At 39.0% G+C, this 16486-nt stretch carries 14 protein-coding genes; 9 read left to right on the top strand and 5 right to left on the bottom strand.

The window, feature by feature from the left end:
- The first annotated feature begins 8 nt into the window (after positions 1 to 8).
- The 7 genes from QUE72_RS12895 (at position 9) to QUE72_RS12865 (ending at position 7422) form a co-directional block, all read left to right on the top strand.
- Positions 9 to 2210, top strand: a complete 2202-nt coding sequence (locus QUE72_RS12895; RefSeq protein ID WP_286269414.1) for a heparinase II/III domain-containing protein — start codon at positions 9 to 11, stop codon at positions 2208 to 2210.
- 13 nt (positions 2211 to 2223) lie between these two features.
- Entirely contained in the window at positions 2224 to 2568 is a 345-nt protein-coding gene (locus QUE72_RS12890) for a cupin domain-containing protein (protein WP_074495428.1), read from the top strand.
- Positions 2568 to 3875, top strand: a complete 1308-nt coding sequence (locus tag QUE72_RS12885) for an MFS transporter (protein WP_074495429.1) — start codon at positions 2568 to 2570, stop codon at positions 3873 to 3875. The genes QUE72_RS12890 and QUE72_RS12885 overlap by 1 nt, the downstream gene beginning before the upstream one ends.
- A gap of 3 nt (positions 3876 to 3878) precedes the next feature.
- Positions 3879 to 4808, top strand: a complete 930-nt coding sequence (locus QUE72_RS12880; protein ID WP_286269413.1) for a sugar kinase — start codon at positions 3879 to 3881, stop codon at positions 4806 to 4808.
- Positions 4809 to 4818: 10 nt separating this feature from the next.
- Positions 4819 to 5436: a bifunctional 4-hydroxy-2-oxoglutarate aldolase/2-dehydro-3-deoxy-phosphogluconate aldolase gene (gene eda, locus QUE72_RS12875; protein ID WP_286269412.1), complete on the top strand. Its 618-nt coding sequence runs from the start codon at positions 4819 to 4821 to the stop codon at positions 5434 to 5436.
- 3 nt (positions 5437 to 5439) lie between these two features.
- Entirely contained in the window at positions 5440 to 6510 is a 1071-nt protein-coding gene (gene fbaA, locus QUE72_RS12870; protein ID WP_286269411.1) for a class II fructose-bisphosphate aldolase, read from the top strand.
- 81 nt (positions 6511 to 6591) lie between these two features.
- Positions 6592 to 7422 carry a hypothetical protein gene (locus tag QUE72_RS12865; protein WP_286269410.1) on the top strand — a complete coding sequence of 277 codons (831 nt, stop codon included), beginning with the start codon at positions 6592 to 6594 and terminating at the stop codon, positions 7420 to 7422.
- A gap of 43 nt (positions 7423 to 7465) precedes the next feature.
- Here QUE72_RS12865 and QUE72_RS12860 read toward each other — a convergent pair whose 3' ends face one another.
- The 5 genes from QUE72_RS12860 to QUE72_RS12840 all read right to left on the bottom strand — a co-directional run bounded on the left by QUE72_RS12860 (position 7466) and on the right by QUE72_RS12840 (position 15177).
- Complete coding sequence (locus tag QUE72_RS12860) at positions 7466 to 8212, bottom strand: SDR family NAD(P)-dependent oxidoreductase (RefSeq protein ID WP_286269409.1); 747 nt, start codon at positions 8210 to 8212, stop codon at positions 7466 to 7468.
- 369 nt (positions 8213 to 8581) lie between these two features.
- The gene (locus tag QUE72_RS12855; protein ID WP_286272983.1) at positions 8582 to 11491 is read right to left on the bottom strand and encodes a TonB-dependent receptor; all 2910 of its coding nucleotides are present in this window, start codon (positions 11489 to 11491) and stop codon (positions 8582 to 8584) included.
- 523 nt (positions 11492 to 12014) lie between these two features.
- On the bottom strand, positions 12015 to 12425 hold the full coding sequence (locus QUE72_RS12850; RefSeq protein WP_286269408.1) for a type 2 periplasmic-binding domain-containing protein: 411 nt from the start codon (positions 12423 to 12425) through the stop codon (positions 12015 to 12017).
- Between the two features lie 10 nt (positions 12426 to 12435).
- A complete protein-coding gene (locus QUE72_RS12845; RefSeq protein WP_286269407.1) occupies positions 12436 to 13575 on the bottom strand; it encodes a porin in 1140 nt (379 codons plus the stop codon).
- A gap of 24 nt (positions 13576 to 13599) precedes the next feature.
- Complete coding sequence (locus QUE72_RS12840; RefSeq protein ID WP_286269406.1) at positions 13600 to 15177, bottom strand: methyl-accepting chemotaxis protein; 1578 nt, start codon at positions 15175 to 15177, stop codon at positions 13600 to 13602.
- 177 nt (positions 15178 to 15354) lie between these two features.
- On the opposite strand from QUE72_RS12840, the gene QUE72_RS12835 reads away from it, so the two are divergent.
- Complete coding sequence (locus QUE72_RS12835; RefSeq protein WP_286269405.1) at positions 15355 to 15606, top strand: hypothetical protein; 252 nt, start codon at positions 15355 to 15357, stop codon at positions 15604 to 15606.
- Positions 15607 to 15715: 109 nt separating this feature from the next.
- A complete protein-coding gene (locus tag QUE72_RS12830; protein WP_286269404.1) occupies positions 15716 to 16462 on the top strand; it encodes a dienelactone hydrolase family protein in 747 nt (248 codons plus the stop codon).
- Positions 16463 to 16486: the final 24 nt, after the last annotated feature.

The raw sequence follows: 16486 nt of genomic DNA, 5'->3' as shown, positions 1-16486 counted from the left end.
AAAGAAAAATGTTTTTTACCTCAACACTTAATAATGCGCTTTTAGCGGTTTTTATCTTAATATTTACTTCTACTGCACATGCAAAAAAACATCCTAATTTAGTGGTGTCATATCAAGAGACGAAAGCGATGCGCATGGCATTAAAAGAGGATAACAGCTTTTCAGATACCTTCGCAAAAACTAAAGCGAAGGTAGATTTACAAATTAGCAAAACGATTAATGTTCCTACTCCGAAAGATTCTGGTGGTGGTTTTACACATGAACGCCATAAGAAAAATTATCAATTAATGTATGACGCGGGGGTTGTTTTTCAATTAACCCAACAGAAACAATATGCTGAATATGTGCGTGACATGTTGTTTGCTTATGCTGATATGTACCCCAATTTACCGTTACATCCTGCACGTCGTCAGGATAAAAACAATCCAGGTAAATTATTCTGGCAAAGTTTGAACGAAGCGGTTTGGTTGGTCTACACCTCGCAAGCTTACGATATGATAATCAGTCAGTTAACTGAGCAAGAACAAACAAGAATTGAAACTGGAATTCTAAGACCTATTGTTAAATTCTTATCTGTCGATTCACCTGCTACCTTTAATAAAGTTCATAATCACGGCACATGGTTAACGGCTGCTGTTGGTATGACAGGTTATGTTATCGGTGAACAAGAATGGGTCGAACAAGCGTTATATGGCTTAGATAAGTCAGGAAAAGGCGGCTTTATGCACCAATTGGAAGCGCTTTTCTCTCCTCAAGGGTATTACAATGAAGGGCCATATTATCAGCGCTATGCCTTAATGCCGTTTGTTACATTTGCAAAAGCTATTGAAACAAATGAACCAGAAAGAAAAATATTTGAATATCGCGATGGTGTTTTACTGAAAGCGATAAATACCACGATAGATTTGAGCTATAACGGCTTATTCTTTCCTTTAAATGATGCGATAAAAAGTAAAGGAATTGACACTATAGAGCTTGTTCAAGCGGTAACCATTGCTTACGGGCTTACCAAGAATAGTGGATTACTTGATATAGCTAGCCAGCAACAACAAATCATTTTGACGGGTGATGGTCTACAGGTTGCTAAAGCCTTAGATGCTGGTTTAGCTACTCCCTATGCGTTTACTTCTAAAGCGTTTGGTGATGGCGCCGATGGTAAACAAGGTGCATTAGTTGTGATGCGTCAACACACTCAAGGCGATCAAGCGTTGGTATTTAAGCCAGCTGCACAAGGGTTAGGTCATGGTCATTTTGATAAGCTAGCTTGGTTATTTTATGACAAAGGCGAAGAAATTGTTGCAGATTACGGTGCTGCACGTTTTTTAAATGTAGAAGCAAAATATGGTGGTCAGTACTTACCAGAAAATGACAGTTACGCTAAACAAACCATTGCTCATAATACCTTGGTTGTTGATGAGAAAAGTCACTTTGATGGCGATGTTAGCGTGGGTAATAACAATCATCCAATAGTAGATTATTATGCAACCAATACCCATGGCACTCTGAGTAAAGCGTACATTAACACCGCATATTCAGGCGTTGAATTAACCCGCATGATGGCATTAATTACTTTACCAAAAACCGATATTTCATTAGCAGTTGATGTGTTCCATGTTGCTAGCGATAAAGCGCATCAATACGACTTACCCGTTCACTACCAAGGCCAATTAATCGATACGAATTTTGAGCGTAATGCCTATACTGAACAATTATCAGCTTTAGGTAATGCAAATGGTTATCAGCACTTGTGGTTAACAGCAACAGGCGTTGCCAATGAAGGAATTGCAAAGGTAACTTGGCTTAATGATAATGGCCGATTTTATACGCAATCAGCGATTGTTGATGGTGATACTGAAACATTATTTACGCGTACCGGCGCAAATGACCCGCTGTTTAACCTAAGAAATGAAGCCGCGTTTATTTATCGAAAAAAAGCGAGTAAACAACATACATTTGTCAGTGTTTTAGAGCCGCATGGCGAATATAACCCTTCGAAAGAGTTTACTTTAGAAGCACAGTCGAAAGTTACCGCACTAGATTTCCACCACGAAAATAATATCTCGTTGCTAGAAATAACACTTGCTAACTCAAAACAGTATTTATTAGCGGTAAATGAAGTTGGTACAGATAAAACAGAATTTACATATAACAATAACGATTATCAACTTGATGGTCGATTTACACTTCTTAACATTACAAAGCAGCAGTAAGGCAGGAATTATTATGAGCGAAAGTGCCCACTTTTCATTTGGCAACGAAACCGAAATTGAAGATATCGGTGGTGGATTAAAACGTCAAATGCTTGGCTATAACCACGAGTTAATGGCTGTTAAAATTTGGTTTGAAAAAGGGGCGATTGGCTATAATCATGCTCACCGTCATTCTCAAGTTACCTATGTTGTAGAAGGTGAATTTCATTTTAATATTGCGGGTGTAACGAAAGTTTTAAAGGCGGGCGACAGTTGTTATATCCCTCCTCATGCTGATCACGGCGCTACTTGTCCTACAGGTGGTATTTTAATCGACACGTTTAGCCCTGCGCGTGAAGATTTTGTGGAGGATTTATAATGAAAATTAAAGGATTACGCTGGTGGGTAATCGCGTTAATCGCGCTTGCAACTATCATTAATTACATTGATCGTCAGGCACTAAGTGTTTTATGGCCAGACATCGTGGAAGATCTTTTTCCAGAAAAATCATCGTTGGAACGCAAGCAAATATACGCGAATATTTCTATTGTCTTTGTGTTTGCTTATGCCTTTGGTCAAGCAATATTCGGCAAAATATTTGATTGGATTGGTACGCGTATCGGTTTTGTATTATCGATAGGTGTTTGGTCATTAGCGACAATTGCTCATGCATTTGCTCAAGGTGTGCTGTCTTTTAGTATTTTTCGAGCCATCTTAGGTGTGGCAGAGGCTGGTAATTGGCCCGGTGCTACCAAAGGTAATGCTGAATGGTTTCCAACGAAAGAACGTGCTTTAGCGCAAGGAATTTTTAATTCTGGTGCTGCTATTGGCGGTATTATTGCAATTCCATTGATTGCCTTTTTAACGGTATATTTTAGTTGGCAAATGGTGTTTGTTATTGTTGGTGCTGTAGGCCTGTTATGGTTAGTACCTTGGTTAGTACTTGTGAAATCGCCACCGGGTTCTCATCCTTGGATTTCGGAAGAAGAAAAAGCATATATTTTAACGGGTCAACGTCGTTCCGACATAAGCGAAGGAAGCGAAGAGGAAGAAGAGTACAACCCGTCAACGGGGGAGCTACTTTCAAGAAAACAAAGTTGGGGCGTTATTATTGCGTCTGCTGCGATTGACCCTATTTGGTGGTTATTCGTTTTTTGGATCCCTATTTACTTGAACGAAGTTTATGCCATGGATGTTAAATCGATTGGTATTTATGGTTGGGTGCCTTATGTAGGCGCAATGTTTGGTGCTTGGTTTGGTGGCCTATTAGCGCAAAACAGATTAAAAGCGGGTTGGAACACAGACAAAACGCGTAAATTAACCATCACTTTAGGTTGCTTAATTATGTTGCCTTCGTTGTTAGCAATGGCGGATCCGGGTGAACCGGTAACAGCGGTACTTATAATGGCAGTGATTCTCTTTGGCTTTCAAACTGCCATTGGTAATGTACAAACGCTACCGAGTGATTTATTAGGGAAAAAGGCTGTTGGGACTTTAGCGGGTTTTTCTGGAATGGCGGCGAAATTAGGTGCTGTTGGTTTAACCTCTCTTGTTCCTTATTTAACTGCAGACGGTAATTATACACCAGCTTTTGTCATTGGAGCTTCGTTAGCTGTTATTGCAATGGCAGCCATTTGGATCCTGATCCCTAAAGTCGAACCATTGAAAAAAATAACCAAGGCATAACCAATGAAAAACATTTTTTTATTCGGCGAATGTATGATTGAGTTGATGCATACCTCATCAATGACCATGAAGCAGTCGTTCGCCGGAGATGTTTTTAATACCGCAGTGTATTTAAAAAGATTGTTTCCTAACACTAATGTCAACTTAGTGACTGCCGTTGGCCAAGACCATTTTAGTGAAAACATGGTGAAGTACTTTCAAGATGAATACCTAAGTACTGATTATGTCTTTCGCTCTGAAACAAAGATTCCTGGTTTATACGCGATTCAACTTGATCAATACGGTGAACGTAGCTTCACCTATTGGCGGGACAATTCGGCAGCTAGAACTGTGATGGACTTCATCAATGAAGACATAACGAAACAACTAAGCAAAGGGGACATCTTCTTTTTTAGTGGTATTTCATTAGGTGTCGTTCGCCCTGAGAGTCGCGATAAGTTTTGGCAATGTATTGCTGAACTTAAAGCGGCAGGTGTAAAAATTGCCTTTGACTTAAATTATCGCCCCAAGTTGTGGGCGACGAAAGCAGAGGCACAAGCCCAATTTTTACTCGCTTTTGAGGCCTCGGATATTTTATTACCTGGCGTTGATGACTTTGCAGCAATATTTGACATTAACGATATTCACGGTGTGATCAGTTTTTTTGAGCAATATCATTATCAAGAGTTAGTGGTCAAAAATGGTGAAAAGAATGTGTATTGCTTGTCATCTACAGGCCAAAATATTGTTGATGTTACGCCGGTTAAGCAAGTGGTGGATACTACATCAGCAGGCGACTCTTTCAATGGTGGTTACCTTGGTGCTCGTATGGCAGGACACTCTATTACGAAATCTGTTGAATTAGCCAACCAGGTGGCTGGTTTTGTCATTCAACACCCTGGTGCGATTGTTGAATCATCAGCTTTCTCATCACGCTTTAATTCATTTTTATAGGTTTATTACCATGACATCCTTTTCATCTTTGATGGGAACACAAACATTATTACCCATTATTCAAGCATCAACGCCAGAAGAAGGCGTGAGTATAGCTAAAGCTATGTCTGAAGCAGGCTTAACATTGGTAGAAGTTGTATTAAGAACGGAAGCATCTTTAGCAGCGTTAAGTGCCATTAAATCAGCATTGCCAGAGTTGATTGTTGGAGCTGGTACAGTAACGAATAAAGATATTTTGGAAAAAGCGATTGCGGCAGGTTCAGATTTTATTATCACGCCAGCTGTTTCAGATCGATTATTAAATGATTTAGCTGATTGTAACTTGCCGGTTTTACCTGGCGTGTCGAATACCGGTGAAATTTTACTGGCACGTGAGTTCGGCTACACCGAAATGAAGCTTTTTCCAGCTGAATTATCAGGTGGCGCTAAATTTTTGTCTGCAATCTCATCGGTGTTTCCTGATATTAGTTTTTGCCCAACAGGGGGGGTAACTCTCGACAATAAACCTGACTACTTGTCACTTAACAATGTGTTTGCTGTTGGTGGTACTTGGGTTGCGAAGAAAGACTGGGTTGAACAAGGGAATTGGCAAGCCATAACAGATGCGTGCAGTGAAGGAAATAAATAACTCATGACAATGAAAATTGCTCCTGGCGTGATCACCGGATCGCAAGTTCAACAAGTATTTGCTCAGGCAAAAGCAGAACAATATGCTTTACCGGCAGTAAATGTAGTAAGTACATCATCTATCAATGCGTGCTTAGAAGCTGCTGCCAAAGCTCAATCACCGATTATTATTCAATTATCTCATGGTGGTGCAGGCTTTTTTGTTGGTAAAGGTATCAAGTTAGAAGGGCACCAAGCAGCCATTCAAGGTGCGATAGCTGCAGCTAAATATGTTCATCAAATGGCCGAGTTCTATGGCGTAGCCGTCATGCTACATACTGATCATGCAGCGCGTAATTTATTACCTTGGATAGACGGGTTACTTGACGCCTCTGTGTCGTTTTATGCACAAACAGGAAAGCCGCTGTTTAGCTCACACATGATTGATTTATCTGCGGAACTTTTAGAAGATAATATTGCTGTGTGCGCCGAATATTTGGTTCGTATGAAAACGTTGGGCATGACCTTAGAAATCGAGTTAGGCTGTACAGGTGGTGAAGAAGATGGCGTAGATAATAGCCACCTTGATAATTCTGCGCTTTACACCCAACCAGAAGATGTTGCTTATGCTTTTGATAAATTAAGCCAAGTCAGTGAGCAATTTACCATTGCAGCTTCATTTGGCAATGTGCATGGTGTGTACAAACCGGGTAACGTGCAATTAACGCCGGTTATTTTAAAAAATTCACAAGCGTATGTGGCTGAAAAATTTAATTTATCTACTAAGCCGTTAGATTTTGTTTTTCATGGTGGCTCTGGTTCAGAGCTAAAAGATATTCGTGAATCAATAAGCTACGGTGTCGTGAAAATGAATATTGATACAGATACGCAATGGGCGACTTGGGCAGGGGTAAAAAATTACTATGCAACGCATCGTGATTACTTAACGTCTCAAATAGGGAACCCTGAAGGTCAAGACAAACCCAATAAAAAATATTATGACCCTCGTGTTTGGCTACGCCAAGCTGAATTAAGCATGGTAGATCGACTAGAGCAAACGTTTTCTGATCTTAATTGTATCAATAGAAATATTTAGCGTGTGATTTAAGGTCAATTATGAGTGCCTGTATATGATAATTCAATTGACGGGTGCTCAATATCGATTTAGGTGCTTGCAATGAGAAAGTTTGCCATTGTCTGCTGTTTTAGTACTTTAAGTGCCTGTGCAACGTCGCAGCACAGTACGTGGTTGTTAGTTGATGATTTTGAACAAGGTCTCATTAATTGGTATAAAGTTGATACACAAAATAATGCAAAACCGTTTATAGAAAACCCACAAATAACTGAAATCCGACGTGAAAAAGATAATCATTACTTAATTAAAAAACCAGCAAAAGATGGTGTTATTGGTAATCGAAAGGCGTTAACGTTTAAAGCGTTACCGGTACCTGTTAATGTGGGCGAAACCTTCACGTTTTATACTCGCATACAGGTTGAACGTTTTCCAAATAATCATGCTTTTGGATTAAGTAACTTAACGTCAGAAGAAATTGTAAAAGCCGGATATAATGCCTTTGAGCCAACATTAAGAGTTACTGATAAAGCAGAATCTAATGGTTATAAAAATACTGGCGCATTAATGGTTAAGATATCCAGTAATGATAAATACCGCCAATACGATAATATTCAATATTATAGCCAACAACGTGACGCTAAGCCGTTAGTAGCGAAACAATGGTATCAAATTTGGTATGTGGTCAATAATGCTTTAAAAATACACGGTGGACAAACATATCGTGTTTATGTGCAAGGTGGTGAGTTTGTCAAACAAACCTTGGTGTATGAAAAAGCTGACTTTCGTATGCAACGAGAGCAACCGTTAATTAGCTTTTTGGCTAATTGTAATACTGGCCCACTTGAACAACCTTATGGAAATGGTGGGCTGGCATTCGATGATATTTTTATGGTAAAAGGTGTTAATTTATCAAATCCAACCAACATGCGTTAATTTGATAAAAACACCAGCTTTTTTGCTACCATTCTAACAAATGCTATGAGAATAAAATTCCACCATTAATATCAACACAGTTTCCAGTCATGTAACTAGCGTTTTGGCTTGAAAGGAACGTTACCAATTTAGCCACTTCATCTGCCTGTCCTTCTCGTTTAATGGCGGTAGCGTTGGCGACATTTTCACGTACATCGTCTTTAGTAAACGTATCATGAAACCCAGTACTTATCATGCCTGGGCAGACACAATTAACTCTAATATCTGGCCCTAATTCTTTCGCTAAACCTCGGGTAAATGACATCACAGCACCTTTTGATGTTGCATAGGCTACAGCACCAGGTCCACCACCGTCTCGGCCTGCTTGAGAGGCAAAGGTGATAATAGAGCTACCAGCAGGCATATGTGGGATACATGCCTTCGACATCATAAATAATGAGGTCAAATTCACTGACATAACGTTATTCCAGTGTTCAAGGGACATTTCACTGAGTTTTACGCGATCTATTAGTCCGCCTGATACGTGCACTAATGTATCAATACGACCATAAGTGTCAACAGCCTGCTGAACAACGAGGTTGACTGCGTCAGGTTGTGTTAAATCCGCTTTTATCGCGATGGCTTCACTACCTAGCTGAGTGATTTCATCAACAACTTGCATAGCACTGTCTTTACTTGAATGATAGGTAAATAGAATTTTTGCCCCTTGTTTGGCAAAATCAATTGCACAGGCTTTACCAATATCTCTACCGCCGCCAGTAATGACGACTACCTTGCGACCATCAGACATAAATATTTCCTTAATTAGAGCGTGTTGATCTTTCATGTTTGTTTTTGCAGCAATTTGTTTGGTATTTATACAAGGAAGAGCTTGTGCCGTGTAGTTATTCTACTCAAATCAAGCGATAACATAGTAGAAATGCCAAATAGGTGCTGCCCGAAGGGTTCAACTAAACGCCTCCTGCTCTTTGTTACTTGAATTAACCATAGAATGACTATGCAAGAATCCAAGTACCGCGATCAGAAGGCGTTTACTTTGAACAAAACTCAAACAACAAAGATCAACACGCTCTAGTGAAGTAAAAAATAAATGAGGTTAATAACTTGAGCACTGCTATAAAAAAGGCCTTCTTGTTGAAGGCCTTTACGTTCGTTTTATTTAGAATTTATAACTTGCACCGAAAGTAATACGGCGGTCTGTTAAACCTTGGTAGCATAATAGTGCGCCTTCACTGACACATGATTGCTTAATGTCAGATTTAGTAAGGTTTACAGCTTCAATGCCAATATTTAATTGCTCATTAACATTGTAGTTTATGCTTGCATTAAGTTGTCCTCTGTCTTCTTGTACTACAGGAAAACCCCATGGGAAGCTACTTGTACTACCGAAATCTGTAGAACGATATGCTTCACGCCATGTGTAACGCATTCTGGCAGAAAGGTCATATTTTTCGTAATACAAAGTGAAGTTGTATGCGTTTTCAGATAAATCGATTAGCGATTGTTTTGCTGACACCTCAATATCACTGATACCTGTCGTTGCTGCAAATACTGCATTTGCTCTACTTGTAGCGCTATCTACAGATTCACCACCAGAGAATTTTTGAATGGTATAGTTAGCAAGGAAGCCAAAACCAGATGCCCAACCAAGTTCTTCTTCAAAGCTTGAAAGGTCATATTGAATGGCCATTTCAATACCTTCTTGTGTTGTTTCAGCAGTATCATTAATGGTTGTTGACCAAGGTACACAAACCCCTACACCACCACTAGGGCCAAATACATTAACGTCAGCAATTGGGTTCCAAGTACCGCCTTGTTCACAATCTGGACCTGTTGTGTCGCGATAGCCGGTATTTGGATCTTCAAAAGGATCTTCTTGTTGACCAACATGTAAGTCTTTACGGGTTTTATGGAAATAACCAATACTAATCACACTAGATTCAGCAAAATACCAATCTGCTGAGAGATCAAAAGAAGTGACTTCTTCTGGCTCTAACCCTGGATTACCGACCGAAACAGCTGGATTTGGACTAGTGCTATAGGTTACGGATGTTGATAGGTCATTAAAGTTAGGACGACGAATGTCTTTACCCCATGAGGCGCGCATCATAACATCTTCGGTGAGATCTGCTACTAAGTTTACCCGTGGTAGCAAGAAGTCATAGTTACCTTTCTTGGTTTCTTGCGTAACAACACTATTGCCATTTGCATCTTCAGTAATTGAATTACCTAAAGATTCTATATCGGTTTCAATATAACGAAGACCAAAGTTACCGCGAATGTAGTCAGTTTCAAAATTTAACTGAGCGTAAAGAGCACTAGTGGTTTCTTCAATATCAAAAAATGCACTAACACCTGAGGTTGGTTCGTTTAATGGATTTGAACCGCCATGTGCTTGAATAGCTGAAGCTAATGTTTCAAAGACATAATCAGGATCAGAGGCCACTAACTCAGGATCTACAATTAAATAGTCTTTAACAAATAAATCGCGACCATCAGCATCACCAAAGTTACTTGGTCCTGCTGTTAAAATGTCAGCAAATAGAGATCCTCTCGGGCTGTCATCCATTGAGCGCAGGCCAAGATTTGACCGAACTTGATCTGTCATACTGCTTGCTTTGCTGTAACGAATACCAAAATCTATCGATGAGATAGCGTTCCAATATAGGTCATAAGTAAAGTCAGCACGCAATGCATCTTCTGTATTTTCAGTTTGATCATTCGCAATTTGTACGTCACGAAGCACCACATTTTCTGGATTAAGCATATCAGCAACGGTTGGTGCATGATCAGCGCCGTAAGCAATGCCGAAAGCCAATGAACCACCCGTTAAATCATATGCAAAAGGAACGCTGTTATCATTTGAACCACCGGCATCTAATGGCGCATTTGGATTGATAAAGTTTAATGTAGTATTGATCCGTGGGTTGGTTGAATCTGAACGTGATGTTGAAAGCTCAACTTTCGCAAATAAGCTTTCACCTTGCCATTCGCCACCAATACTGAAGATTTCACTTTTGGTAACACGTGAATTCGTATCACCTGAAAAACGTAAATTCGGATCATCATCGTCATCTGCTAAGTCTACAGGTATGATGCCTTTTACTGCGGCTTGAATACTGCCTAAATCAACGCCATCAAGGGTACCAAAATTAACCATCTCAAAATCACTTGGTATTGAGATGTTATTTAGACTACTAACACCTGAAGCTTGTACTCTGGTACTTTCTTCTTTTCTGTCTTGATCGTTAATAACGGCATCAAACCAAAACCGAGTGTTTGCAGTTGGTGCCCATTCTAAGGTACCCACTAGGTTGAGTGTTTCATATTCATAATTGTCTTGATCTTGGTTTAAAAACTGAATGGGTAAAAAATCAAAATCTTGAGCACTAGCTGCTCCGCTGTCAGCAGCGATAATATTGTCACGATCGGCACGAGGGCGAAATGCTGAGACATCTTGCTCTGCATAACTTGCACTGATAACGAGCCCTACTTTGCCGTTGTCAGTATCCCAGTTGTCGCCAAAAGTGCCAGAAAGCCTTGGTTTTACACCGTCAGTTGAAAGGCTGCTTTCTTCACCTTGAATTCTAAATGCCGCTAATGTTTCATCAAGTTGAAGTGGACGAATTGTTCTTAAGTTTATTGTTCCACCAACTGAACCTTCAACGGTTTTTGCTTCTGGCGCTTTAATAATCTCAACACCTGCAATAATTGAAGCAGAAACATCTTCAAAGTTAATGCCGCTTCGACCTGCACCAGAACCAACGGTAGAAACGCCATTAATTTCCGTGCGGTTTGCATTAGTACCGCGTATCTGCACACCCGTACCAACACCAGCCGAACGTGTAATTTGAATACCGGTAACATTCTCAAGCACTTCAGCTAAGTTTTGATCAGGTAACTTACCAATATCTTCAGCTTCAATTATTTCTACTAAACTGTCAGCTGAACGTTTTTGTGCTAATGCACTTGCTAATGAACTTCTAATACCTGTTACTTCAATTACTTCGACTTGATCCGCTTTAGATTGCTGTTCACTTTCTTCCGCTTGAACTGGTACTGTTAGCATTGCAGCTAAAGCCGCACCATAAAGAGGTAAGTTGCGTTTCTGGCGTATTACCGCACTTATACCGTTAAGTTTCATCATTGTCTCCCACAAATTCTTTATATTTATAATTTTTTTGGTATTACCAAAGAGGTGTTTTGTTTTAAATCCTCTGGTTATATTTTATAGTTTAAATAGTAACCAATAACAAGGGGTGTTTTTTGGTTGTTTTTATTATTGGTAATACAATGTGGCTATACATTATAGGTGGTAAGTCTTAGCTTAAAATCATTTTTTTTATTTATATGTGTTATTAGCTTTTGATTATAGTCAGTGAGGAAAGAGGTGTTAACAAAAGTGAGAAGTTGGAGTTGGTCTATCAATTATTGTAAGAAGGATTAGAGACTAAATTGTTTAATGATAAGTTTTGGCATTACCATTTAGTTGCTTTACTGTTAATCATACTGATAAAGTGAAAACTAAAATGCCGTTCACTAATGAGAACGGCATGCTGTTTTATTTTGTTCAAATGTACGTGAATGGCTATTTATTTTACCACTTTAACCGAGTCGTTTACTTTTTCACTTGAGATATAACCGATAGCATTAGGGTTTGCAGCTACAAATGCGATTATTTCATCATCTGATGATAACTCTTTAGGTGGTTTTCCTTTGCCTGTAAAGATGAGTTTCGACCAATAGGCCTTCATTTGCGATTTATTTTTACCAATAAGCTTATCTTCAAACTCTTTACGAACACCATTACCATATTTGGTGTTAACAGGCTCAACAGAATTACCATTGGCGTAGGATTTATTTTTCCCTAAAAATATTCGACTGATATCGTTCTCGCTGATCTCACTCGTGTTATTCGGATTTACAATGACAGCAACATCGCCCAAGGAGGAAAAACTTAAGATTGATAAATAAACAACTATACTTGTTTTTAATAATTTCATTGTTGTCTCCTTAAAAAACCGTTACTAATGCCATACGGAATAATCCTGCATCATAACTACTATCAGTTTCATTTTCAAAATCGGTATATTCAAATTTTACGGCGGCAGAATCATGGAAGTCATAACGTACGCCAAACGTTAAATAATTTTCTTTTGATATTTGATTGGTTATTATTTCTTCTGTAGTCCCTTTGAGAAAATCAAGCGTAGGGGCAATACCATAAGGTACCCCTGAAGTGTAGTTGGGCATTGCGTTGTCATCTTTACCGTAGGTTAAGTGTAATAAAACACGATCAAACTGGTATCCCGTCATTACATAATATGACTCTTCTTCTACAAGCGGTGAGTTGTCAATGTCTAAGTTGGTATATTCGCCAACAATTTGAATATTATCAAAGTGCATTTGAAAGCCGAACTCCAAAAATGAAGCATCATCTTCCGCAATATTAGTTTGTTGTGCAATGTCATTAAACCCTGCTTGTTGCCATCCTGCGGATAAAGTTTGTAAGTCTGTTAAGGGTATAGACACGTCTGCAACAAAATAACTGGCTCTAAGGGTTAACCAATCGTATACGAAAGTAGATGACAGGCCTGTAAGCCCGGTAATATCTGGTTTGACCTGCTGACCAAATGCTTCAATGTCATCGGTATTTCTGCCATAGATGCCATGAAATGTAGCGTCTACGTTACCAAAAGATGTTGTGTAAATACCACCAAGCCCATCGAAAGTATCAAAAATTAAATCGTACACACCTTTCGGAGGAGAAATCCACGGGTAAGCATATGATACATCTAAATAATCAGAATACATGTAAAAGGGTGCGCGTTGTCTACCCGCAAGAATCCGAAACTCGTCTGAAGCATCATAACTCACATAAGCCCATTTAAATTCTGGATCCCAATCATCAGCGCCTTTTGCTGTTAATTGAAGTGTTACACCTAAGCCGTTGTCTAAATCACTTGATGCTTGTAAAGCAAATAATGAGCCTTGTTTAAAATCAAGGTTATCATCAAAGTTATAAAGTTGATCTTTACTCGATGTAGTCATGCCGCCTACAACAGAAGCAAACCCATTAAAGGTAATATCTGCATGTGCTGCTGACGAAGTTAAGGCACTTAACGTAGCCAAACATATGAATGTTTTTTTCATAATGATTTCCTATGGTATTGCGCACTACACTTTAAATTGTAGTGCTATTTCTTCAAGTTTTGACGCAAGGTTGGTTAACTCATCACTGACGGAAGCTATTTCAGTGGTTGCATTAGAGGCATCTTGCGCACATTGTTGAATATCATCAACGTGCTCCACCATAATGGTTGAAATAGAGGTTTGTTGTTGTGTTGAGTTGGCAATTTGATCATTCATTTGTGAAATAATATTTATTGCTTCTGTAATTTCTAAAAGACTATTGCCTGCTTGATTGGCACTGGTGACACTACTTTCAACTCCTGTAATTGATGTTTCCATGGTATTCACCGCATTGCGTGCTGCGCTTTGTAATTGTTCTATCATTTGATTAATTTGTTCAGTCGATTCTTGCGTACGTGAAGCTAACCCTCTCACTTCATCAGCAACAACAGCAAAGCCTCGGCCTTGCTCTCCAGCTCGTGCCGCTTCAATAGCGGCGTTTAGCGCTAAAAGATTAGTTTGTTCAGCGATGCCTTTAATTACGTCAAGCACTACATTGACTTTATTGGTATCTTCATTGAGTTGATTAATAATTTCAGAAGATTCTTTTATCACGTCAGACAATTGCCTTATTTCTATCACTGTTTGATCGACAACATTTTTGCCATTTTCTGCTTCCGAGTTGGCATTTTGTGCAGATGTTACAGCATCAGCAGCGTTTGATGTGATGGTATTAACACTATGACTCATTTCTTCTACGGATGATTTTGATGCTGAAATACTGTCGTTTTGTCGATTAAAAGAATTAATGGTTTCATTAGATAGTCGCTGAATATTATTCGCGGTATTTGCAAGTGGAACCGCAGTATCTACCACGCGTTTTATTACTCCCTGTAATTTTTCAATAAAATTATTAAACCAAAAAACCAAATCGCCAATTTCATCTTGACTATTTGTTTGTAGGCGAACGGTCAAATCACCATTGTCTTGAGCAATATTTTTTAGTGAAGCGATCACATTTTTCAAGCTGTTACTGATAGAGGAAATAATTGGAATGGCAACGCTAAACAATACAAGTATAGTGATCACTCCAATGGTAATACCGATAGTGACAGTAGAAGAAACTTTGCTATTGACTGATTCAAAGGCGTCATTAAATGCTTTATTTTTCGTACTTTTGAATTGCTGTAATTCGGTTTGTAAAGTATTTAATTTATCTGCCATTGCTGATGATCGTGCGCCTAACGTTTCAAAGTCCATACTGCCATCAACCATTTCACTTGATAAGGTAAATGCTTGTTGGTAATAATCTTCGAAATCGCTAACCAGTTGTTTGATGGTTGATGAATGAGCTGGATCAAGGCTAGCCGTTTGTTTAACGTTTTGTCGAAAGTCATCAGCATAGCCGTTGGCGGTTTCCAGCATTTCTTGCTCGCCCATGGTAACGGCATTGCCTAATGTTTCTTTTATTTTATCCAGGTGGTTTAAAGCATACTTAGAAGACTCTAAATATTTATATTCAATCGCGTATGCACGCTCAAGTTGGTTCACAATTTGCGACATCGCCGTCATACTGGTGATTAAATAAATTAAAAAACCTATCGTGCCTACAATTGGAATCATGAGAATTTTGAATCGAATCGATAGTTTATTTAGTACAAACATTAAATTTATTTTCCATAGTGAATAGCGAATATATCGCCTTATATAGTTGATTGTAGTAGCCATTTTAAAAAATGCGAATGATGTACACTTTTTTAATACAATTATAATATCTTTTAAAAAGAAGAGCTTTAATGCATGGCAAAACCTAATACGAAAGGACCGAGCAGAACAGTTGATATTTATTGTGCTGCTTGTCAGTGCAAATTGTTTAAATACAGAAAAGGCGGAAAAGGAGCACTAATAAAGTGTTTTACGGAACGAATCGCTCAAGATCATACCGAAAAGTTAGGTGAATGCCCTCAATGCCATCAAACGTTTGCAAGAGAAGCGTTAATTCGAGGAGTACCCGCACTTAAAATGATTGGCAATAAGGTTCGTTTCAAATAGCGGTTGATATGTTTATTGAAATGGTTGATGAATTATTTAATGATTACCATCATGTGAGAATATCGCTACACTAACTTAATGAACATTAACCATTTAAAAGCGCAAACCGATGATCATTCAAAAAAATGTTATTGATATAAATACGGCTACAGGGCCTATGCGAACTTATATTTATCGCCCACAAGCTGGCGGCAAGTATCCCAGCATTATTTTTTATTCTGAAATTTTTCAACAAACAGCGCCGATTGCCAGAACGGCAGCGATTATGGCTGGTCATGGCTTTGTTGTTTTAGTACCGGAAGTCTTTCACGAATTAAACCCGTTAGGAACCGTGCTCGGTTATGACGATGAAGGCAAGGATAAGGGAAATAATGATAAATGGGCAAAGCCGTTAGAAAGCCATGACACAGATACCAAGGCGTTGGTGGAATTTATAAATCAGCAAACCTATTGTACCGGGGCTATAGGTACAATGGGCGTGTGTATCGGTGGCCATTTAGCTTACCGTGCGGCATTAAATAGTAAGGTATTCTCTGCGGTGTGTTTATATGCAACCGATATTCATTCAAATACGCTTTCTTGCGAAGAGCATAATGATTCTTTAACGCGTACGCCTGATATAAAAGGTGAGTTAATGATGATTTGGGGTAAACAAGACCCACATGTACCTGACGAAGGTAGAATGAAGATACACAAAAAGTTACTTAATTCAGCCAATACGTTCACCTGGCATGAATTTAATGCACAACACGCGTTTATGCGTGATGAAGGCGACAGATACGATCCTGCGTTAGCATTACGTGTTTATGGAATGTCAGTAGAGTTTTTTAATCGAACACTAACAAAAACAGCATAATAGGCGTTATTAACTCAGCGTTTG

The sequence above is a fragment of the Thalassotalea hakodatensis genome, from assembly GCF_030295995.1.
GTDB classification, from domain to species: Bacteria; Pseudomonadota; Gammaproteobacteria; order Enterobacterales; family Alteromonadaceae; genus Thalassotalea_C; species Thalassotalea_C hakodatensis.
This window is presented reverse-complemented; position numbering and strand designations above follow the sequence as displayed.